The following is a 21,121-nucleotide window of genomic DNA, read 5'->3' as shown; positions in this document are numbered from 1 at the left end:
CCGCGAGCATCACGAGGAGGTTGCGGTTTGGGACGACCGCGCTCCCGAAGAACCCTCAGCGCGCGATGAGGCGTGCGACGCCCCAGATCGCAGCGCCCACCGCGACGGCGACGCCGACGGCCGCCGCGAGCGCGAGGCCCGGCTCGCGGTTCGCGAAGGCGCGCGCCCTCTCGGTGCCCGCCTCGATCCGCTCCGCGGCGCGCGCCGGGAGGTTGGCCTTGTGCTCGATCGCGGCGAGCGCGGCCGACAGCTCGGCGCGGGCGCGCTGGACGGGATCCGTGATCCCGCTCGGCACCACCGTGCTCGGGGTGAGGGTGGTGTAGCGGACGGCGTCAGTACTCACTGGCGGCCTCCTTCACGATCTGCACGTCGGTCTTGGCGGCCTGGATCGGACTCTCGCGCTTGCCGATCTTCCGGTAGAAGACGAGTCCGGCGAAGCCCGCGGCGATCGCCAGCAGGATCCCGACGCCCATCACGATGAGCGCGGACGCCCAGACCGGCAGCCACAGCGACAGGAGCGCCACGAGGAACGTCAGGAACAGCGGCACCACCCAGGCGATGAAGAACAGTGCGACGAACATCAGGCCCGTGCCGATGCCGGCGTCGGTCGCGGTCTTGACGAGCCAGCCCTTGATCGCGTTGAATTCCGCGACGATCAGGTTCTTGACGAGCTGCGGCACATCGCCGACGAGCGTGAAGAGCCCGTCGTCCGCGCGGTCGCGCACGGGCGAGGCCCTGCCGTCGCGGCGGGGCGACTGCACGGTCATTTCGCGCCAGCCGCCTTCGTGCCGGTGGGCGAGCCCGTGTCCGCCGCCTTCTTCACGTCGTCTGCGGCGTCCTTGGTCGCGTCGATCGCGGCGTCGAGCTTGGTGCCGGCGGAGCCCTGCTTGTTCACGGCCTTCACGACGCCCGCGGCGCCGTTCCAGGCGGCGCGCGGAAGCACCATGGCGCCCGAGGCGGCGAGCTTCTTGGCCTTGCCCACCTGCTCCTGCACCGGGTCGAGGTTCCAGACCTTCAGGGCCTGAGTCTTGATCTGCTCGTAGCGCTCACGGCCCGCTCGCGTGCCGAGCACGTAGCCCGCACCGAGGCCGATCACGAGTCCCAACTTCCCCCGCATGGGTTCTCCTCACGTTGTGGGGTCGCGCTGTGCGCGATCCCGCGGTCTGATCTGGCGAGTGCTGCGTTGCACTCCCGAGAGTAGCCCTGTATGCCGATCTGGGCATCCGGTTGCGGTCCGCGGGATCACGCGCTAGAGGCGCGATGGGCGGTCAGCCGAACAGCGCCCCGCGGCGCACGCGGTCCGCCTCCTCCAGCGCGTCCGGGACCACCTGTGCGAGGCCCGTGCCGGCCAGCCACGCGCCCACGGCGCCGAGAGCGGGGACGGACCGGATCGCGCCCCGCGTGCGCTCGGTCGCCTCGCGCAGCCCGATCGTCGCCGCCGGCTGCGACTGCGCGAAGCGCTCGATCGCGAAGCCGCGCAGCTGCGCACGCGTCAGCGGCACGCCGAGCAGCGCGCCGGCCTGCTCGACGGCGAGCGCGGCGATCTCGTCGTCGTCCATGCCGTCCGTGACGGGCGGCTCGCCCTGCGCCCCGAACGAGACGCGCACGACGTGGCGACGCGACCCGGCGCGGTCCCTCACCCAGCCCCACTTGGCGCTGGCGTGCGTCAGGGCCTTGGCGCGGAAGGCGCCCGGCACCGTCAGCACGCCCGTGCCGCGCGGGGCGGCGTCGAGCTCGGGCGCATCGAGCACCAGCGTCACGATGTGCACCACGGGGCCGGGCGTCGACGGCTCGGCCGCGAGGCCGGGCACGTGCGGCGCGAGCAGGCGCCGGGCGGCGACCTCGTCGGTCGCCACGACGACGGCGTCCGCGACGAGCGGCTCCTCGCCCGCGACGATCCGCCATCCGGCGCCGTGGCGCTCGAGGCGCTCGACGGGAGACCCGGTGCGGAGGTCCGCGCCCTGCGCGCGCAGCTCGGCGGCGAGCGCGTCGACCAGCCGGCCCATGCCGCCGTCGAGCCCGAGCACCGCGGCGCCCGGGACCCTCCCCTCGCGGGGCGCGGCCAGCTCGGCGACCGCGCCGGTGAGCGATCCGGCGCGGGTCAGCGCGGCGCTCAGGCCGGGCGCGGCGATGTCCGGATCGATGTCGTCGGGACGCGCGGAGTAGACCCCGCTCGTCACCGGCGCGACGAGCCGGTCGAGCACGGTGCGCCCCAGGCGGGAGCGGACGAGCCGGCCGAGGCTGCGCTCGTGGCCGATCGTCAGGGGCGGGCGCAGCCGGTCGAGGTATGCGCGCCACGCGCCGCCCCAGCCGATCACGCGGCGGACGTCGTCCGCGAACGGGTTCGCCGGAATGCCCAGGATGCCGCCCTTCGGCAGCGGCGCGGCCCTGCCGCCGGGCAGCCCCGCGACCCACGCGCCGGCGCGGTTCGGTGCCACGACCGCGTCGCCGAGGCCCAGTTCGTCGACCAGGCGCCGCACGTGGCCGCCGCGCGTGGCGAAGCTCTCGGCGCCGAGGTCCAGCGGGATGCCGTCCACCTCGCCCGAGCGGATCGCGCCGCCCAGTCGCTCGGACGCCTCGAGCAGCGTCACGGTCATCCCGACCTTCGCGAACTCGCGCGCCGCGAGGAGCCCGGCGATCCCGCCGCCGATCACCGCGACGCGCGTCGCGTGCGCATGGTCGACGAGGCCTTCGAGGTCGTCCGACATCTCAGAGCGAGTGGACGAGCTCGACGACGCGCGTCAGGACGGCCGGATCGGTCTCGGGCGGGACGCCGTGCCCGAGGTTCACGATGTGCGCGCGGGCGGCGCGGCCGCGCTCCACGACGTCGCGCACGTGCGCCTCGAGCACGTCCCAGGGCGCGGCCAGCAGCGCGGGATCGATGTTGCCCTGCAGGGTGACGTCGGGGCCGGCCACGGCCGCGGCCTCGTCCAGCGCGAGGCGCCAGTCGACGCCCACCGCCGACGCGACCCCGTCGAGGCGCATGTCGCCGAGGAACGGACCGGTGCCGACGCCGAAGTGGATCACGGGGACCGGCAGATCCTGCACGGCGGCCTTCGAGTGGGGCGCGACGAAGCGGCGGAAGACGTCGGGCGCGAGAGAGCCCGCCCAGGAGTCGAACAGCTGGACGGCCGCGGCGCCCGCGTCGATCTGCGCCTGCAGGAAGGCCCGTGAGACTCCCGACAGCCAGCCGGCGAGGCGGTGCCACGACTCGGGGTCGGCCTGCATCATGGCGCGCGCCCGCATGTGCTCCTTCGACGGCCCGCCCTCGACGAGGTAGGCCGCGAGGGTGAACGGGGCGCCGGCGAAGCCGATCAGGGGCGTGCCGGACCGGTCGAGCTCGGAGACCGTGAGACGCACGGCCTCGCGCACGGGATCCGCGGCCGCCGCCACCTCCGCCGGGTCGATCGCCGTGACGCGGGCGACGTCGTCCGCCGTGCGGATGGGCGACGCGAACACCGGGCCGCGGCCGGGCTCGATCTCGACCTCGACGCCCGCCAGGCGCAGCGGCACGACGATGTCGCTGAAGAAGATGCCCGCGTCCACGCCGTGCCGACGCACGGGCTGCAGCGTGATCTCGGCCGCGAGATCGGGCGTCAGGCACGCGTCGAGCATGCGCGTGCCGACGCGCAGGTCGCGGTACTCCGGCAGCGAACGGCCCGCCTGCCGCATGAACCAGATCGGGGCGGTCTCGGGGCGGTCGCCGCGGAGAGCGCGCAGCAGGGGTGCGGAGGCATCGGGCATGCCTCCATCTTGCCGCGGGCAACTTCGGGATCCGCTGGAACGGCCCGCCCCACCTCCCACCACGCCGCGCGCCGGCCGGAATCTCGACGTCGAAGCATTCCGGATCCGCGTCCAGCGGGGATTCAGACACCGGTTTCGACGCGGCGTAGAATCGGGGCCGTGCTGCTCTGTGTCACCGCGAGTCATAAGACCGCGCCGTTCGACGTCCTCGAGCAGCTGTCGACCCCCGGCGCCGGGAGGATCGCGCCGCTGATCGCCCCCGCCGTGGACGGCGTCGTGGTGCTCTCGACGTGCAACCGCGTCGAGGCCTACGTCGAGACCGACACGGACGAGACCGCCCTCGTGATCGCCGACGCCATGCGCTCGGCCTCGGGGCTGAGCGCCGAGGAGTTCGCCGGGGCGTACGCCGTCAAGACCGACGCCAAGGCCGCCGAGCACCTGTTCGCCGTGGCCGCCGGCCTCGAGTCTGTCGTGATCGGCGAGGGCGAGATCGGCGGCCAGGTGCGCCGCGCGCTCACCGACGCACGCCACCAGGGCACCACCACCGGCGACCTCGAGCGCATGTTCCAGCGCGCCACCGAGACGCAGAAGGCCATCAAGAACGCCACGGCCCTCGGCCGCGCCGGCCGCTCGCTCGTGCGCCTCGCGCTCGAGCTGACCGACAGCCGCCTCGCCGACTGGACGACCCAGAAGGTGCTGCTGATCGGCACCGGCATGTACGCCGCCGCGACCATCGCGGCGCTCCGCGACCGCGGCGTCACCGACATCACCGTGTACTCGGGATCCGGCCGCGGCAGGATCTTCGGCGAGAAGCACGGGATCGCGCACGTCGCGCGCACGGACGTCATCGACACCGCCGACCGCAGCGACATCGTGATCACCTGCACCACGAGCGACGAGCCGGTCGTGAAGCCTGCCATGGTCGCGGGGCGCGAAAAGCCGCTGTTCGTCATCGACCTCGGCATGCCGCGCAACGTCGACCCCGCGGTCGGAGACGTGCCGGGCGTCACGCTGCTCGACCTCGAGACCATCCGCGTGCACGCCCCGCTCGAGGAGCTGCAGGCCACCGACGCCGCGCGCGCCATGGTGAAGGACGCCGCCGCGCGCTTCGTCGACGTGCGCCGCAGCCGCAGCGCGCAGCCCGCGATCGTCGCGCTGCGCCAGCACGTGTTCGGCCTGCTCGAGGCCGAGATCGCCCGCCGTCCCGAATCGGAGGCGGCGCTGCGCCACCTCGTCGGCACGCTGCTGCACACCCCGACCGTGCGCGCGGCCGACTACGCCATGCAGGGCCGCGCGGACGAGGTGTTCGCCGCGATCGAGACCCTCTTCGGCGTCGACGTGCGCCCCGCGGTCGACGCCGCCGGCGCCGCGGCCCGGCCCGGGCTGCCGGCCACGGCCGCCTGCCCGGTCGTGGGCGACGTCACCCCGGTCTGAGCAGCTCCGGAAGGATCATCCGCATGGCCCTGAAGATCACCGGCGACGCCGACGCCGACGCCCTCCTGACGGAGAACCCGCTCGCGCTGCTGATCGGGATGCTGCTGGATCAGCAGATCGCGATGGAGACCGCGTTCACCGGCCCGGAGAAGATCCGGCAGCGGATCGGATCCGTCGACGCCCGCGACATCGCCGGGCACGACCCCGACGCGTTCACGGAGGCGTTCAAGACGACTCCCGCCGTGCACCGCTTCCCCGGGTCGATGGCCGACCGCGTGCGCACGCTGTGCCAGACGATCGTGGACGACTGGGGCGGCGACGCCGCCGCGATCTGGACGCAGGGCGATCCGGACGGCCGGGAGGTGCTGAAGCGGCTCAAGGCCCTGCCGGGCTTCGGCGATCAGAAGGCCCGGATCTTCCTGGCGCTGCTCGGCAAGCAGTACGGCTACGACGGGGCGGGATGGCGCGAGGCCGCCGGCGCGTACGGCGAGGAGGGCTCGTTCCGCTCGGTCGCCGACATCACGAGCCCGGAGACCCTCGCCAGGGTGCGCGAGTTCAAGCGCGCCGCGAAGGCCGCCGCGAAGGGCTGATGCCTAGACCGCGACCGGCGTGCGCGCGAACCACGCGGGCGCGCGGTACAGCAGGGCGGTGAGCGGCAGCGCCTCGGCCGCCCGCGCGAACAGCAGGCTGAGGACGATCGCGACGATCGCCAGGACGACCGGCAGGACGGGCGCGACGGCGGCGAGGAGCCCGCCCGACGGCAGCGCCATCAGCGCGGTCGTCATGGCCGACAGCAGCAGCACGTGCGTGACGTACACCTGCAGCGTCCGCCCACCGAGGTGCGCGAACGGCCGCGCGAGGCGCCGGTCCGCGAGCGCGCGCGAGGCCCCGAGCGCCCCCAGCACGCCCGCCGAGGCGATCGGCAGCGCGGTGATCGTGTCGACGACGGCTCCCGCGACGGCACGCAGCGCGATGCCGGCGACGAACGCGCCGAGCAGCAGCACGGTCGAGGTGGTCGACATCCGCTCGACGAGGCGGACGATCCGGTCGCGGAACCAGAGCCCCGCCAGGAAGAACACGAAGTAGCGCAGGATGCCGTCGTACGCCACGTTCCCGGTCGTGAACCCGGAGTGCAGCGCGACGGATGCGGCGCCCGCGACGGCGAGCACGACGGCGCGCGGCGCGCGGGCGTCGACCGCCTTGCCGACGACGAGGAAGACGGCGAGCGCGAACAGGAACCACAGCCCGTTCGACGGCCGCACGACCGACAGCACGAGATCCACCCAGCTCGACTGGTTCAGGTCGATCGGCTCGGGCATCACCCGGTAGTAGAGGAAGCGCAGGATCGTCCACAGCACGAACACCCACACCAGCACCGCCAGGCGCGTGGACCACAGCCGCGCCCATGTCCGCCGCACCGCGCCGACCGCGAGCAGGCCGGACACGAGGAAGAACAGGGGCATGCGCAGCAGTGCGAACGCCAGGTTCAGGTCCGTCCACCAGCCGGGCGCGAGGCCGGTCGGCACCGTGAACATGCCCGTGTGGAACAGCACCACGAGCGAGATCGCGACGCCGCGCGCGACGTCGATCCAGGCCATCCGCGTCCCGGGATCCGTCATGTCGGTCCTCCCCGCCGGTCAGCCCTGGGGCGTGTAGCGGATCCAGTCGATCTTCATCTCGGCCACCTCGGGCGTGGTCTCATCCGGCTCCCCGGGCCAGTCGCCGCCGACCGCGAGGCTGAACAGCGCGTGCATCGGCAGGTCGAAGACCCAGGTCCCCTTCCGGATGTCGTCGCGGTCGACGGTCATGGCGACCTCTCCGTCGACGGTGATCTCGATGTGGCCCGGCGAGCGCGTCACGCCGAACACGTGGTAGTCCTCGGAGAGCGGCCGCTCGAAGCGCACGCCCTCCCCGACCGACCACTTCTTCGTGAAGGAGACCGGCCCGTGCACATGGTGCGAGCTGGCGCTGGTGGTCGACGGCGTCTCGACGATGTCGATCTCGCCCGCGGCGGGCCAGCCGACGACGTCCGTGGTGTCGCCGAGCATCCAGAACGCCGGCAGCAGTCCCTGTCCCCCGGGGAGCTTCATGCGGGTCTCGAGTGTGCCGTACTGGAACGAGAACTTCCCCTTCGTGGTGAGTCGCCCCGACGTGATCGCCGAGCCGTCGCGAGGGATGGTCGCCGTGATGACGAGGTTGCCCTCGCCGTCCAGCGCCGTCGCGTCGCTCGTGTACTCCTGGAGCTCGTTGTTCCCCCAGCCGCCGCGGCCCACGTCGTTGCCCCAGATCTTCGGATCGGGGGCGCTGCCCGCGGCGCCGTCGAAGTCGTCGAAGAACTCGCCCGGTCCGTCGGGGGTCAGGTAGGAGACGACCCAGATCCCGGCGGCGATCAGCACGAGCAGGAGGACGACGCCGATCGCGACGAGCACGCGACGCACCGGATGCCTGCGGCGTGGCGCGGCGAGCGCGTCGGCGGCAGGGGCGGGGGGACGAGTGGTGACGGTCATGCGGGGAGCAGCTCCAATGGGGCGGTGCAGAGGCGCTCGCCGGCGGCGACGACGCGGTCTGCGGGGAAGATGGACGAGTCGAAGCTCAGGGAGACTCCGAACCGACCGCGCAGCACGGTCGTCAGGGCCGTGATGCCGCCGCGGGTCGCGGGGTCCACCGACACCTCGATGGTCGGACGCTGCGGATCGACGCCGTCCCACGGGAGGCGCTCCAGCGGACGAAGCAGCCCCATGTCGCTCACGATCGGCACGGCCGCCTCCGGGACGGTCTCCGCCGTCGGGGCCGCCCGCAGCACGGGGCGCCGTGCCACGGCGAGCGCGGCGAGCGGACGACCGAGGTGCAGGTCGCGCGTCAGCTGAGCGCCCGCCGCATCGGGCCCGCGGCGGAGGTCGAGCGGATGGCCGATCACGAAGTTCGCGAGCGTCGCGCGGCCGGACGGCAGGTAACGGCGCAGGTCGACGAGCACGATCCCGCTGTCGGCGACCGGGATGCCCTCGGCCCGCAGCGCCGCCTGGAAGGCCGCCACGATCGCCGCCGAGCGCGGCATCCGGCCCCGTGTCCAGGCCGAGAACGCCCGGTACGCGTCGGGCGTCATCATCGTCGCGTGGAGGGCCAGCGACCCGGGTCCGTCGACCACGCGCGAGGGACCCGACGCGGCGCCGGGAGCGGTGACGAGCTTGTCCCGCACGACGTTCCACGCCCGCGACGGATGCCGGCCGAACGTGGCGGCGAGCGCCGCGGGCAGCGGATCGCGGTCGTCCGCACCCTCGAACACGCGCGGGACGCCCTCCTCGGCGAACAGGGCGGCCAGCACCATGACGGCGAAGAAGCCGTCCCCCAGGCGATGGTCGAACAGCACGGCGATGCGGTCGGTCCCGAGGAACAGCGACAGCGGGAGCATCGGATCGGCGCGCTCGCGCAGCCGGGGCAGGTCCTCGGCGGTGCCGAGGTCGTCGGGCAGGCGCCCGACCATGCGCTCGGCATGCTCCTCGATCGCGGCCGGTTCGTACGACCAGCGGCGCTCGTCCAGGATGCGCCCGACGCGCGCGGACGGACCCAGTTCGAGGAGCGCGCGGACGCGGGCGACGACCTGCTCGCGGGGCGGCACCCGCAGCGGACGCATCAGCACCGTGATGCGGGTGCCGGACGCCATCCGGTCGCCGGCCTGGATGCGACCGGCCCCGCGCGCGGGCGGCACGGCCGTGAGCCGGATCGGCGGCGGCGACGTGGTCTCGATGCGCGGGGACATCTCAGTGCACCGCCTCGCGGGCCTCGGCGAGATCGGAGACGAGCTGCAGCGGCATGTCCAGATCGCCGAACCACGTGTCCACGTAGCTGCTGAGCTTGCCGGTCGAATTGTCGATCGCGATCACGCGGCGCCCCAGCTGCAGCGCGAGCAGCATCGCGTGGAGACGGTCCGTCACGATCGTCTCGCCCCGACCGAGCAGGGCGACGCCCGTGCGCAGCCGGGCGTCGGCGTCCGCGAACCAGCGCTCGGTCGTCCGGTTGGTCCGGCGCGTGAGGGCGCCCTCGCGCACGATGCGCTCCAGGCGCCGCCGGGCGCGATCCGCGTTCGTCATGGCCGGCCAGTCGACGCTGCCGTCGATCGCGCCGGCGCCGGCGGCTCTCGCGCGCAGGGTGCTCTCGTCGTCGCGCCGCAGCACGTAGAGGATCTCCTGCACCGGCGCCGGCGCATCCACCGCCCCCAGCATGTGCACGCTGTCGGGCGAGAGCGCGGCGTCCGGGACGTGAGCGCACACGGTCTCGAGCGACGTCCGGTCGCGGACGGCCAGCCGCAGGCCGGGGCGCGTCGCCATCCGGTCGCGGAACTCGGACCGCTCCGCGTCGGTCGTGAAGTGCACGGACTGCGGCTCCTGGATGAGGAGGGTGCCGGCCCGCAGCCGCTCTGCGAGGCGATACCGGTGCGCGGAGTGCCGCGGGTACAGGCCGCCGAAGTTGCCACCGCCCTGAATCGCCACCGGGACGGTCGAGGCGTACACGCGGTCGTCGATCGTCATCCACGAGTACGTCGCGCGGAGCCGGATGCCCGCCCGGCGCCAGAACGCCGCCTGGCCGAGCGCGATCATCGAGTCGCCGATGTTCTCGTAGTCCGGGAAGTCGGTGAGCACGAGCTCGTCCACGCCCGCGTGCAGGTCCGAGAGCGCGGCGAACGTCCTGCGCTGCATCTCGTCGATGAACGTCGTCACGCGGAGTTCTCCTCATGGGTGGGGGCGGACCGACCGGGTCGCACGAGGCGGCGGGCGGCGGCGCGGGCGGGCGGATCGAACAGCACATACACGGCGGCGAGCGCGACCGCCCACGCCGCGCTCAGGGTCGCGGCCAGGGCGAAGCCGGGGCGGGTCGCGGCGGTGGCCACGACGAGCACGACCGCGAGGGGCAGCGCGGGCAGCAGCGGTCGCGCGAGGCAGCGCGCGAGGAACTCCCGCGCCGTCGCGCCGATGCGGCGCAGGACCACCCAGACGTAGATCGGCTCGAGTGCGATGACCGGAAGGGCGATGCCCAGCGCGATGCCCGGCAGACCCATCGTCGCTCCGAGGATCGCCGCCAGCACGGTCCCTGACACCGCCCACGTCGCGTGCAGCACGGCGAACGCGCGCACCCTCCCCTGGGCCGTCAGGACCGGCAGGGCGAGCAGGTGGTTGTTGTTGGCGAACAGCGACAGGATCAGGATCTGCGCGACCAGCGCGGCCGCGGCGCCGTCCGCGCCGATCCAGGCCTGCATGATCGTCGGCATGAACAGCACGGCGGGGACCAGGACGATCGTCATCAGCATGTTCGCGTAGCCCGTGCCGGACAGGTACAGCTCGCGCTGCGATCCGACGGCGCCCTCGCCGTGCCGCAGGGACGCGATGGGCAGCAGCGCGGTCGCGAGCGAGCCGGTGACCTCCTTGACCACGAGGTACATGCGCTGCGCGGCGGCGAACAGCGTGGCGAACGCGATGGGCAGCAGCAGCGCCGTCAGCACGCTGCCGACCTGCGTGATGACCACGGCCGACAGCCCGATCACCAGCAGCTGCGCGCTCATCGAGAACAGCTCGCGGAACGCGTCCCACCGGAAGTCGCGCAGCCGCACCACCAGACCCGGCATGCGGCGGCGGCGCAGCCACAGCGTGGCACCGCCGAGCGCGAGCGTGGCGGCGACGTCGACGACCGCGACCGCGACGATCCCCCAGCCCAGCGCGCACACCGCGAGCGTGAGGACGATCCGCATCGCCGCCTGCCCGATCAGCACGAGGTTGACGTCGTCGATCCGGCCGATGCCCGCGAGCACCTGCCGGTGCGGGGACATCGCCAGCAGCAGGAACACGTTGGCGACCCCGAGGGCGACCAGGATCCGCGCCGTCGTGTCCAGCGGTGCGGGGACGTCGGCGGCGGCCACCGCGAGCACGAGCGCGACCGCCACGCCCGCGCCCATCACGACGGCCGCGGCGAGCGAGAAGCCGGCGCTCGCGGCGGCGGTGCGGCGCATCCGGTCGAGATCGCCCGCGGGGCGGGCGACCGCGATGAAGCGCGTCGTGGCGTCGCCGATGCCGAGGTCCTGCTGGAAGATCGCGCCGAGGGCGACGGTCAGGGCGTAGAGGCCGTACGCGTCCGCGCCCACCGACTGCAGCACCACGGGCAGCAGCACCAGGAACGCGACGAGCGTCGCGAAGCGGGCGCTGTACGTCGTGACGACCGAGCGCAGGATCGACGCGGGCGCCGCGGGGACTCCCGCGGTCGCGCGAGCGACGTCGGTCGCCGCCGTCATCCGCCGTCTCCGCCCGGCGCGATCCCCTGGGAGAAGCCGGAGTCGAGGCGGTACATCAGGATGTCGTCGCTCTCGTACTCGAGGGTCCACCGCGGGTCGTCGGCGATGATGTCCAGGAAGTTGTCGAGGGCGCCGGGGGGCAGCGTGCCGTAGTAGTCGTTGTAGTACTGCATCTGCCGCGTGATCAGGATGATCGACTCCTGGCCGCCGCCCAGCAGCGCCTGCGTCATCTCGTTCATCCGGGTGGGATCCGAGAAGTCGTCGCCCTCCATCCAGGTGTTGAGCCACGTGTCGATGCCGGTGTCGAACGACTCGTGCGCGTGCACGAACTCCGTGTACTCGGCCACGAGTCGGCCCGGGGCTCCCGGCGCGACGCCGATCGTGAGCGTGTGCGGATCCTCCTCCTTCAGGATGCGCGTCGCGACGTCGACCGACTCGGTCGTCACGAGGTTGGCGAACCACCCGCCGTAGTACGCCTGCGCCGACACCAGCGTGAGCACGGTCAGGGCGGCCGTCGCCGCGATCCGCCTGCGCAGCGCCGCCCTGACCGGGCGGGCAGCCTGCAGCAGGGCCGTCAGGGCGGGGGCGATGATCAGCGCGCAGCCGGGCAGCGAGTACATGAACACCCGGAAGATCGCCTCGCCGCCGTAGCCCTGGCCGACCAGGATCAGCACGGGCGAGAAGGCGATCGTCGCGAGGGTCAGCGTCGCGCGCCACTCGTCCCGCCGCCGCCACAGGCGCCACGCGACGATCGCCGCCGCGCCGCCGCACACGACGACGGAGACAGCACGCGCGGCGATCGAGTTGACGCGCTGGCCGATGCTCGGGTCTCCGCTCGCCCGCTGGGCGCTGGTCTGCAGATTGGCGAGGAGGTCGAGGTTGAGCAGGCTTCCGAAGCGGGTCAGGACCCCGAGGTGCAGCGCCATGTACCCCAGCGCGATCGCGATCAGCACGAACACCAGGTAGCGCGGACGGATCCGGCGCAGCACCGTGAGCGCGACCGTCGCGGCGATGATCCAGTACGGCGTCAGCTGGTGCGCGACGACGATCGCCGCGAAGATCGGCACCGCCACCCAGGCCGCGGCCGGGGACCGCGGCGAGGACAGCAGGAGCGCGATCACGACGATGCCGAGAGTGAAGGCGATCGCCTGCGGCGACATGTAGTCCTGCGCCACCCAGTTGGCGGCGTGGGCGAGGAACGCCCCGACCAGCGAGGCGCTGACGGACAGGCGCTGCGAGCGGCACAGGTAGTAGACGGCGCCCGCCATCGCCAGCTGCACCACGACGGGGAACCACAGCGCGACGCTCATCGTGTCGGTGCCCGTCACGGAGTTCAGCCAGGCGACGAACGCGAACGCCGCGGGCCAGTTGTGGTAGATGTCCACCGACTGGTCGACGGACCCGTAGCGCTCGATGTAGTCGACGACGCCGAAGTGCTTGTACGTCCACGAGTAGGAGGGCGCCTCCACCCCGATCGTCATGGGCAGGCGCACGACGAGCACGGTCGCGATGAGCCCGATCGCGGCCATCCGCGGGGCGCGCAGCGCGATCGCGAGGCCGAAGCCGGTCGCCGCCAGCCCGATCGAGACCGCCAGCAGCGGGCTGGCCGCGGTCAGCAGTCCGAACATGCTCCACGGGGCGTCCCGCAGGGTCGGCGCCGCGATCAGCCACGTGACGCCCGCGGCCAGCACGAGCAGGGCGGGCACCAGCCACGGCCGGCGCCGGCGGGCGGGGGCGGCGGGCGCCTCCGCGATCGTCTGGGCGCCGGTCTGCGGCGCCGGGGCCAGGGCGGTCATGCGCGCACCCCCGTCCGGTAGGTCACGAGCGCGCCCACGCATGTCGCGAGCGCGATCGCCGCGAGTCCGAGGGCCGGTTGCCACCACGTCGCGAAGACGGAGGCCGTCACGAGCAGGATCACGGCCGACAGTCCGAGCGCCGGCACCGCGACCGGGGTCAGGTGCGGCGGCAGCGGCACCCAGGCGCGCACGACGGCGCCGGGGCCGACGAACACGAAGCACGCCAGCAGGATGAGCGACAGCCACGTCGGCAGCGGCAGCGCGGCGAGGAGGCCCAGGATCCCGGCGACGGCGGCGAGCGCCGCCCACAGCCGCCGCTCCAGCGGGGCGCCGCGCGACGCGGGCCCCGCGAAGGCGCCCGCGTCGAGCTGGCGGCGACGCTCGCGCAGGTAGCTCGTCGGTCCGCTCAGCACGCTCGACAGCTCGAGCCGGGAGACGGCCCGGTCGGACGCGGTCGCGACGTGCGGGCCGTCCGCGTCGACCGTCGCCATGGGCTTGCGCAGCAGGCGCCCCACCGCGCGCGGCGCGCGGCGCATCGCGGCGCCGAGCATCGCGGGCTCCAGCATCACGGTCGTCGCCCACGCCCCGAAGCCCCTGCCGTAGCCGACCGCCTGGGCGGACAGGGCATCGAGGTCCGACCGGTGCCGGTGCCAGACGATCGCGGCGGGGTTCACGGCGATGGCCGATCCGGAGTACAGCATCCGCAGGAACATGTCGAGGTCCTCGCCGCCCTTCGTGCCGGTCCCGGCGCCGAGCGCCGTGTCGAAGGCCCCGAGCGCGAGCATCGCGTCGCGCCGCACCGCGAAGTTGGCGCCCGTGCCGAACTCCCCCACGCAGAAGGGGAACATCGGCAGATCCGGCGGCGGATCGCTCAGGCGGAACAGCCGCGGGGCGATGAGCTTCGACCAGCTCACGCGCGCATCGAAGTACGCCTGCACGCGGTTGCGCAGCTCGCCGCTCGGCACGGCGCCGGTCACGCAGTCGACGTCGTCGGCCGCCCCGAAGCCCGCCACGAGCTGGGCGATCCACTGCGGATCGACGATCACGTCGTCGTCGGTGAACGCCACGATCGGCGAGGTCGCGGCCCGCAGGCCGGCGTTGCGCGCGTGCGACAGGCCGGGAGCGTCCTCGCGCACGTAGCGGAAGTCGGGGTACTCGCCGTGCACGAGCTCGGACGTCTCCGCGGTCGACGGCGCGTTGTCGACGATCACGACCTCGAGCGCGCCCCACTCGACCGCCGCGAGCGAGTCGAGCGTCTCACGCAGCATGCCGGCGCGGTCTCGCGTGCAGACCACGATCGTGACCGGCGGCGCGTCCGCCCCCATCTGCCAGCCCGCGGCGGCGGGGAGTGCCGCGACCGCGGCGCGGACGTCGTCGCCCGGGAGCGTCTCGCCCGAGAGCGGCAGCGTGACGTAGCCGCGCACGCCCGCGTCGTCGCGCACCAGGAGCCGGGCGCGCGCGAAGCGCTCGCCCTCGGCCAGGACGAGCGTGCCGGCGTCCGGGAGCGCCGCGGCGTCGAGCAGGCCGACCCACGTCGCGTCGTCGCGCTCCACGTCGCCGTGCAGGGGCATCGCCGGAGTCAGGATGAGGGTCGTCACGGGGCAGTCCTTTCCTTGGGGCGGGCGTGCGGCCATCCGGCGGCGCGCGCATCCTGCACCGCCGCGGGGAGGTCATCCGGCGTCACCGGGGCATCCGGCGGGCGCGTCGCGGTCCGCGCCGACGCGAGGAGGCCGAACACCGCGAGCGCGACGGCGCCGGCGAGGATCGCGAGCGCGGCGCCGAGTGCGCCCAGCGGCGGGACGAGCGTGAGGCAGCCGGCCAGCACGATGGCGCACCAGACGACGTTGCCGAGGATCACGGGAGCCACGCGCTGCCGCGCGCGCATCAGGGCCGACCAGAGGTCGTATCCGGGACGCAGCACGCTCGCGGCCGCGAGCGCCGCGACGATCACGGCGCCCTGTGCGGCGTCGTAGCCCTCGCCCAGGAACGACAGCAGCAGCGGCGTCGCGCCCGTGGCGACGGCGCCGAGGCCGAGGACGATGAGCGAGACCCGGCCGCTGAGGCCCCGCGTCACCCTCTCGCTGACGTCGTAGTCGATGGACGCGTTGCGGGCGAGCGATGTGGCCACCCCGACGCCGACGAGGTCCAGCGCCACGGCGACCTGGTAGGTCAGGGCGAACACCGCCCCCTGCTCGGCCGACGAGAGCACCGTGACGAGGAACGACAGGGACAGCCCCAGGGCGAGGACGAGCCCCGTGGCGACGGTGTTCTGCAGCGTGAAGCGCGAGAACGACCGGGCCAGCTCCGGCCCCCAGGTGCGCGCGCCCGCCGCCGCGCCGCGCAGCCGGGCGATCGCTCGCGGCGCGAGCACGGTCGCGCTGAGGATCATCGCCCCCGTCGCGGGCACGAGCGTCGCGATCACCAGCAGCAGCGGCAGCTGCGGCGCGAGCGCCGCGACGCCGAGCAGCAGCACGAGCTTGCCGACGCTGGCGGCGCCGTTCACCCACGCGGTGGAGCGCGCGTTCCCGGCGCCCGCCAGTGCCTGCGTCTGTACGTTGAACAGCGCCCAGGCGACCGTCGCGAGAGCCACGAGCGCGATCACCGTGGCCGGCGCCTCGTCCGTCAGCAGGAACGCGCTCGCGAGCGCACCGGCGGCGGTCCCCGCCACCACGGCGGCGGCGGCCGTGACCAGCAGGGCCCGCGACAGCACGGTCGCCGCGGCGGGCCCGCCGGCGGGGAGCAGGACGATGAGCGCGCTGCCGGGGCCGATGCTCGCGAAGGCGGCGGCGGCCGTGATGATCGCGAGCAGCGACGCCTGCACGCCGAGCGCGGACTGCGGGATCAGGATGGCCGCGGCCACCCAGAACACGAAGCCCGAGCCGCTCGTGAGCGCGTAGCCCGCGAACAGCCACGCCGCGTCGCGGGAGATCGCCGAGCGGGTCGCCGTGTGCTCGGCTCCGCTCGCGGTCTCCCCCGTGCGCACGTGGAGCGTCATGCGACGGCGTTCTCCCGGACGCCGGAACGCTGCGGGACGGAGGGGGTCGAGAGCCGGCCGCGCGCGAAGCCGAGCGCCGCGAACAGCACCGAGGCGACGATCGCGCTCGCGCCGATCCATCCGGCGGGCCCGCTGCCGATCGCACGGGCGACGCCCGACGGCAGCACCGTCGTGACGTACGACGACTCCGACGCCAGGGCCTGCTGCCGCCCGACGGTCCGGCTGATCGCGGCCTTGGACACGCCCTCGCACCAGCTGCGGTGCACCACGTACCGCATGCGCACGCGGTCGGGGCTCACGTGGTGGTGCACGACCGAGTCCGGGATGTACCGGATGACGCGGCTCGCGTCGGCCGCGCGCAGCCGGATGCAGACCTCGGTCTCCTCGCAGCCGATGGGCAGCCGACCCACCCGGCCCGTGTCGGGGTTGAAGCCGCCCAGCTCCCGGAGCGGCTCGGCGCGGTAGGCCATCGAGCAGCCCATGACGTTGCGGACCTCCGCGTCCTGCTCGGGCAGCCCGCGGTAGCTGCATCCGACGATCCACAGCAGCTCCGGGGGGAGCACGGCCGGCGTCGCGCCGGGCCAGATCGGCAGCGCCCGTCCGCCGGTGGCGACCACGCGGTCGTCCTCGAAGGGCGTCACCAGGTGCTCGAGCCAGCGCTCATCCGCCCACGCGTCGTCGTCGAGGAATGCCACGACGTCGGCGCCGGTGACCGCGAGCGCGCTGTTGCGCGCCGATGACAGGCCGCGACGTCCGACGTTCCGGATCACCGTCAGGTCGGGCCAGCGCTCGCGAGCACGCAGCATGAGGGGCTCGTTGTGGTCGACGACGAGGATCGTCTCGTGCTCCGGGTCCTGCCGGAGCACCGACTCGACCGAGAGGACGAGCTGGTCCCATCGTGCGAGCGTGTAGGCGCAGATGACCACCGCGACCTCCATGGGTCACCCCAGCGCGCTGCTGGGGGCGATCGCGGAATCGATCTGCTCGGCCGCGGGCTGCAGCCGTGCCACCGCGACGCGGGAGCGGTCGCGCCACCGCCGCCGCTCGTCGAACACCGTGCGCAGCACGCGCAGGCCGTCGGTGAGGGCGTTGAGGTTCGACTCGCCGTGGATGCGCGGCAGCTCGACGCTGGCCACCTCGACGACCGCCAGCCGCTGCTCGGCGAAGCGGCAGTTCAGCAGCGTCTCGATCTCGAAGCCGTCGCCCCACACCATCTCGCCGTCGTCCACGTCGAGGTGGGCGGGCGGCAGGTCCAGCAGAGGGAGCGTGCGGCGCCAGAACGCGTTGTAGCCGTAGCAGAGATCGGTGTAGCGGGTGCCGAGCAGCACGTTGGTGAGCGTGCTGAGGCACCAGTTGCCGAGCCTGCGGTGCGGCGTGATGTCCTCGCTGCCGCCGCCCGCCATGAACCGGCTGCCCTTGCCGACATCCGCGCCGTTCAGGAGAGCCTCGACGAAGCGCGGGATCTCGTCCGCGTCCGCTGAGCCGTCGGCGTCGAACATCACGATGATGTCGCCGGTGGCGCGCTCGAAGCCGCAGACCAGGGCGTTGCCCTTTCCGCGGCGGGTCTGCGTGATGACCTCGACCGAGGGGCGCACGCGCCGGGCGACCTCGGGGGTGCCGTCGACGGAGTGGCCGTCGACGACGATGATCTGGTGCACGTCCGGCAGCAACGGGAGGACGATTTCGAGGTTCTTGGCCTCGTTGCGTGCCGGGACGATGATCGAGATGCGGGGCTGAGTGGTGCCGACCATGGAGACTCCTTCCGGAGGGAGGGGCTGACGGACGAACTTCGGTGGGATTCCGCACAGGCGTGTCCACCTGCACGGCGGTGTGTCCTGCGTGGAACCCACTCGTCTCGACATGATCCGGAGGGGTTCGGCTCTAGCGCTGTCTCACCTCCAGGGTGACCACCCGCTGTTACACCCGCGTGAACGTCGTGGCAGGAATGCGTTACAGGCTGTGCCCCGTTCGGGGTCGCCGTTGTGGGAGATCTCCAACGATCTCAGCCGCCACTCACCGACGCATGGGAAGATGCGACAGACCAGACGGCATATATAGGACGGTGCGACAGCGGTGTCGCCTCGACTGCATGAAGGAGCGGGGATGGGGATCTTCCGACGCCCGGTGACGATCCAGGCCGACATGTGCGCCTGCGGACACGCGCGCGAGGCGCACGAGCACTACCGTCGCGGCACCGAATGCGCGATCTGCGACGTGCGCCAGTGCGACCACTTCACGGCGGTCGCCGCCGAGGAGTACTCGCCGAGCAAGTGATCCGGGGTCGTGCGGAGAGCGGGACCTGACATGCGACCATCGGGCGGCGACGTCGGCGCCTTCCTCCTCGACGTGACGCCGGCGCGGCGCCGCGCCGACGCGGAGGCGCTCGTCGACCTGATGCGCGAGGTCAGCGGGCGAGAGCCGGTGCTGTGGGGGACGATGGTCGGCTTCGGCGCCTGCCACTACGTGTACCCGACCGGCACCGAGGGCGACATGCCCGTGCTGGCCTTCGCGCCGCGCAGGCAGGCGACCACGATCTACCTCGAGAGCACGGATGCGCACGCGGAGGCGCTCTCCCGGCTGGGCCCGCACACCACGGGCCGCGGCTGCCTCTACATCAAGAGCCTCGAGGACATCGACGTCGACGTGCTGCGGGACATCCTGACCCGCTCGCTCGCGTGGACCGAGGCGGGCGGCACCGATCAGATGACGATCACCGTCACCGGGTGAGCGGTCAGGCGATGCCGTGCATGCGGCGCACGGCCGTCTCGGCCCCTGCCGCGTCGCCGCGCGCGACCGCGTCGCGCAGGGTCCGCGCCCGACCGGCCACGTGCTTCATCAGCTCGTCGACCGGCACCGTGCGCGCGATGCGGGACACCAGATACGCGATGTCGCTGCGACGGTCGAGCACCTCGTTCCCGGACGCCGCGAAGACGTAGAGGTAGAACGCCCGCAGCGCGAGCAGGCCCCGCGCGTTCGTCGGAGCGGCGATCAGCGAGTCGAGCAGCGCGACGGCGTGGGCGCGCTGGGCGTCGCCCATCCGGGTGGTCGCCATCCACGTGGCAGCGCCATACAGGAAGCCGGCGTACTCGATGCCCGCGGCGATGCGCTCCGTCGTGAACACCGTCACGCGCGTGTAGCGGCTCGCGGCGGTCTCGACGAGGCCCACGCGCTCGAGACGCTGCAGGGCCTCGCGCACGGGCATCCGGGACACCCCGAGCTGCTGCGCCAGCACGTGGTCGCGCAGAGGCTCGCCGGGGGCGAGGACACCGTCGACGATCGCCTGGGCGAGGCGCTCGAACGCGAGATCGGACAGTCGCGGGCCGCTGTTGGTGAGCGGCGCGGCGAAGTCGAGGGTCATGCGGGGGTCCGTTCTTGGGCGCGCGAGAACCCCACCCCCGAAACCGAGTTTACCTTCTGTACACGAACGAATGTTCCACAGAAGGAGTCGGCGCTCCCGCTCCCCGGGCCGACGCGGCCCGCTGAGCGGGCGGTCGTCAGCGCAGGCGCTCGCCGAGGTACGCGCGCAGGCCCTCGAGCGGCACGCGCTCCTGGCCCATCGTGTCGCGATCGCGCACGGTCACGGCGCGGTCGTCGAGCGAGTCGAAGTCGATCGTGACGCACAGCGGCGTGCCGATCTCGTCCTGCCGGCGGTAGCGGCGGCCGATCGCGCCCGCGTCGTCGAAGTCGACGTTCCACGTGCCGCGCAGATCGTCGGCCACCTCGCGCGCGAGCGGCGACAGGCGCTCGTTGCGCGACAGCGGCAGCACGGCCACCTTGACGGGGGCGAGGCGCGGGTCGAGCTTCAGCACCGTGCGGGTGTCGGTGCCGCCCTTTGCGTTGGGCACCTCCTCCTCGGTGTACGCGTCGATCAGGAACGCCATCATCGAGCGGGTCAGGCCGAACGAGGGCTCGATCACGTACGGCACGTACTTCTCGCCCGAGGCCTGGTCGAAGTACTCGAGCTTGCTGCCCGAGGCCTTGATGTGGTTGGTCAGGTCGAAGTCGGTGCGGTTGGCGACGCCCATGAGCTCGCCCCAGCCCTTGCCCGGGAAGCCGAAGTCGTACTCGACGTCGATCGTGCGGTCGGAGTAGTGCGCGCGCTCGCCGTCCGGGATGTCCAGCTTGCGCATGTGATCCGGGTCGATGCCGAGGTCGATGAACCAGTTCCAGCACGCGTCGACCCAGTGCTCGAACCACTCAGGCGCGTCGGCCGGCGGCACGAAGAACTCGATCTCCATCTGCTCGAACTCGCGCGTGCGGAAGATGAAGTTGCCGGGCGTGATCTCGTTGCGGAAGGCCTTGCCGACCTGGCCGACGCCGAACGGCGGCTTCTTGCGGGACGCCGTGAGCACGTTGGCGAAGTTCACGAAGATGCCCTGCGCCGTCTCGGGGCGCAGGTAGTACAGGCCCGACTCGTCGTCGACGACGCCGAGGTAGGTCTTGACGAGGCCCGAGAACGACTTCGGCTCGGTCCACTGGCCGCGCGTGCCGCAGTCGGGGCAGACGATGTCGGCCATGCCGTTCTCGGGCTGACGGCCCTTCTTGTCCACGAACGCCTCGATCAGGTGGTCCTCGCGGTGGCGCTTGTGGCACTGCAGGCACTCGACCAGCGGGTCGGTGAACGTCGCGACGTGGCCGGACGCCTCCCACACCTTCGTGGGCAGGATGATCGACGAGTCGAGGCCGACCATGTCGCCGCGGCCGCGCACGAACGTCTGCCACCACTGGCGGCGGATGTTCTCCTTGAGCTCGGTGCCCAGGGGCCCGTAGTCCCAGGCCGACCGCGATCCGCCGTAGATCTCGCCCGCCTGGAAGACGAACCCGCGGTGGCGGGCGAGGCTGATGACCTTGTCGAGGCGGGAGGGCTCGGCCACG

At 73.1% G+C, this 21,121-nt stretch carries 21 protein-coding genes; 4 read left to right on the top strand and 17 right to left on the bottom strand.

The genetic code is table 11. The features are described from left to right. Positions 1-55: 55 nt before the first annotated feature. From AAD528_RS09310 to hemE, 5 genes are all read right to left on the bottom strand, one after another. Positions 56-343, bottom strand: coding sequence for a hypothetical protein (locus AAD528_RS09310; RefSeq protein WP_345751795.1), 288 nt, complete (start codon positions 341-343; stop codon positions 56-58). Then, entirely contained in the window at positions 333-767 is a 435-nt protein-coding gene (locus AAD528_RS09305; protein ID WP_345751794.1) for a phage holin family protein, read from the bottom strand. The genes AAD528_RS09310 and AAD528_RS09305 overlap by 11 nt, the downstream gene beginning before the upstream one ends. Continuing rightward, positions 764-1,117: a hypothetical protein gene (locus AAD528_RS09300; protein ID WP_345751793.1), complete on the bottom strand. Its 354-nt coding sequence runs from the start codon at positions 1,115-1,117 to the stop codon at positions 764-766. Before AAD528_RS09300 ends, AAD528_RS09305 begins: the two co-directional genes overlap by 4 nt. Before the next feature lie 151 nt (positions 1,118-1,268). Then, positions 1,269-2,708 carry a protoporphyrinogen/coproporphyrinogen oxidase gene (locus AAD528_RS09295; RefSeq protein WP_345751792.1) on the bottom strand — a complete coding sequence of 480 codons (1,440 nt, stop codon included), beginning with the start codon at positions 2,706-2,708 and terminating at the stop codon, positions 1,269-1,271. 1 nt (position 2,709) lies between these two features. Next, positions 2,710-3,744, bottom strand: coding sequence for a uroporphyrinogen decarboxylase (hemE, locus tag AAD528_RS09290; RefSeq protein WP_345751791.1), 1,035 nt, complete (start codon positions 3,742-3,744; stop codon positions 2,710-2,712). 159 nt (positions 3,745-3,903) lie between these two features. On the opposite strand from hemE, the gene AAD528_RS09285 reads away from it, so the two are divergent. Both AAD528_RS09285 and AAD528_RS09280 read left to right on the top strand, forming a co-directional pair. Then, a complete protein-coding gene (locus tag AAD528_RS09285; protein WP_345751790.1) occupies positions 3,904-5,178 on the top strand; it encodes a glutamyl-tRNA reductase in 1,275 nt (424 codons plus the stop codon). 23 nt (positions 5,179-5,201) lie between these two features. Beyond that, positions 5,202-5,768 (top strand): HhH-GPD-type base excision DNA repair protein, encoded by a 567-nt coding sequence (locus AAD528_RS09280; protein ID WP_345751789.1) that lies wholly within the window; start codon positions 5,202-5,204, stop codon positions 5,766-5,768. A gap of 3 nt (positions 5,769-5,771) precedes the next feature. Here the strand turns inward: AAD528_RS09280 and AAD528_RS09275 are convergent, their stop codons facing one another. The 10 genes from AAD528_RS09275 to AAD528_RS09230 are packed head-to-tail and all read right to left on the bottom strand — an operon-like array spanning position 5,772 to position 17,997. Further along, positions 5,772-6,797: an acyltransferase family protein gene (locus AAD528_RS09275; protein ID WP_345751788.1), complete on the bottom strand. Its 1,026-nt coding sequence runs from the start codon at positions 6,795-6,797 to the stop codon at positions 5,772-5,774. A gap of 18 nt (positions 6,798-6,815) precedes the next feature. Then, the gene (locus AAD528_RS09270; protein ID WP_345751787.1) at positions 6,816-7,685 is read right to left on the bottom strand and encodes a glycoside hydrolase family 16 protein; all 870 of its coding nucleotides are present in this window, start codon (positions 7,683-7,685) and stop codon (positions 6,816-6,818) included. Then, positions 7,682-8,935: a hypothetical protein gene (locus tag AAD528_RS09265; RefSeq protein WP_345751786.1), complete on the bottom strand. Its 1,254-nt coding sequence runs from the start codon at positions 8,933-8,935 to the stop codon at positions 7,682-7,684. Before AAD528_RS09265 ends, AAD528_RS09270 begins: the two co-directional genes overlap by 4 nt. A gap of 1 nt (position 8,936) precedes the next feature. Further along, on the bottom strand, positions 8,937-9,893 hold the full coding sequence (locus AAD528_RS09260) for a polysaccharide pyruvyl transferase family protein (protein WP_345751785.1): 957 nt from the start codon (positions 9,891-9,893) through the stop codon (positions 8,937-8,939). Further along, a complete protein-coding gene (locus AAD528_RS09255; protein ID WP_345751784.1) occupies positions 9,890-11,455 on the bottom strand; it encodes a lipopolysaccharide biosynthesis protein in 1,566 nt (521 codons plus the stop codon). Before AAD528_RS09255 ends, AAD528_RS09260 begins: the two co-directional genes overlap by 4 nt. Continuing rightward, positions 11,452-13,251 carry a hypothetical protein gene (locus AAD528_RS09250; protein WP_345751783.1) on the bottom strand — a complete coding sequence of 600 codons (1,800 nt, stop codon included), beginning with the start codon at positions 13,249-13,251 and terminating at the stop codon, positions 11,452-11,454. The genes AAD528_RS09255 and AAD528_RS09250 overlap by 4 nt, the downstream gene beginning before the upstream one ends. Beyond that, the gene (locus AAD528_RS09245; RefSeq protein WP_345751782.1) at positions 13,248-14,849 is read right to left on the bottom strand and encodes a glycosyltransferase; all 1,602 of its coding nucleotides are present in this window, start codon (positions 14,847-14,849) and stop codon (positions 13,248-13,250) included. The genes AAD528_RS09250 and AAD528_RS09245 overlap by 4 nt, the downstream gene beginning before the upstream one ends. After that, positions 14,846-16,246 carry a hypothetical protein gene (locus tag AAD528_RS09240; protein WP_345751781.1) on the bottom strand — a complete coding sequence of 467 codons (1,401 nt, stop codon included), beginning with the start codon at positions 16,244-16,246 and terminating at the stop codon, positions 14,846-14,848. The genes AAD528_RS09245 and AAD528_RS09240 overlap by 4 nt, the downstream gene beginning before the upstream one ends. Continuing rightward, positions 16,243-17,184 carry a glycosyltransferase family 2 protein gene (locus AAD528_RS09235; RefSeq protein ID WP_345751780.1) on the bottom strand — a complete coding sequence of 314 codons (942 nt, stop codon included), beginning with the start codon at positions 17,182-17,184 and terminating at the stop codon, positions 16,243-16,245. The genes AAD528_RS09240 and AAD528_RS09235 overlap by 4 nt, the downstream gene beginning before the upstream one ends. Before the next feature lie 3 nt (positions 17,185-17,187). Then, on the bottom strand, positions 17,188-17,997 hold the full coding sequence (locus tag AAD528_RS09230) for a glycosyltransferase family 2 protein (protein WP_345751779.1): 810 nt from the start codon (positions 17,995-17,997) through the stop codon (positions 17,188-17,190). 352 nt (positions 17,998-18,349) lie between these two features. Here AAD528_RS09230 and AAD528_RS09225 point away from each other — a divergent pair, with 352 nt between their 5' ends. Together AAD528_RS09225 and AAD528_RS09220 are read left to right on the top strand one after the other, a co-directional pair. Continuing rightward, positions 18,350-18,520: a hypothetical protein gene (locus AAD528_RS09225; RefSeq protein WP_345751778.1), complete on the top strand. Its 171-nt coding sequence runs from the start codon at positions 18,350-18,352 to the stop codon at positions 18,518-18,520. Between the two features lie 30 nt (positions 18,521-18,550). Then, positions 18,551-18,973, top strand: a complete 423-nt coding sequence (locus AAD528_RS09220; RefSeq protein WP_345751777.1) for a DUF1801 domain-containing protein — start codon at positions 18,551-18,553, stop codon at positions 18,971-18,973. A 4-nt stretch (positions 18,974-18,977) separates the two neighbouring features. Here AAD528_RS09220 and AAD528_RS09215 read toward each other — a convergent pair whose 3' ends face one another. Together AAD528_RS09215 and AAD528_RS09210 are read right to left on the bottom strand one after the other, a co-directional pair. After that, positions 18,978-19,604 (bottom strand): GntR family transcriptional regulator, encoded by a 627-nt coding sequence (locus AAD528_RS09215; RefSeq protein WP_345751776.1) that lies wholly within the window; start codon positions 19,602-19,604, stop codon positions 18,978-18,980. A gap of 136 nt (positions 19,605-19,740) precedes the next feature. Beyond that, a complete protein-coding gene (locus AAD528_RS09210) occupies positions 19,741-21,120 on the bottom strand; it encodes a glycine--tRNA ligase (RefSeq protein WP_345751907.1) in 1,380 nt (459 codons plus the stop codon). Between the last annotated feature and the right edge of the window lies 1 nt (position 21,121).

This window comes from Microbacterium rhizophilum, assembly GCF_039605615.1.
GTDB lineage: Bacteria > Actinomycetota > Actinomycetes > Actinomycetales > Microbacteriaceae > Microbacterium > Microbacterium rhizophilus.
The sequence above is the reverse complement of the archived record's forward strand: the minus strand, read 5'-3'. Positions and strand labels throughout refer to the sequence as shown.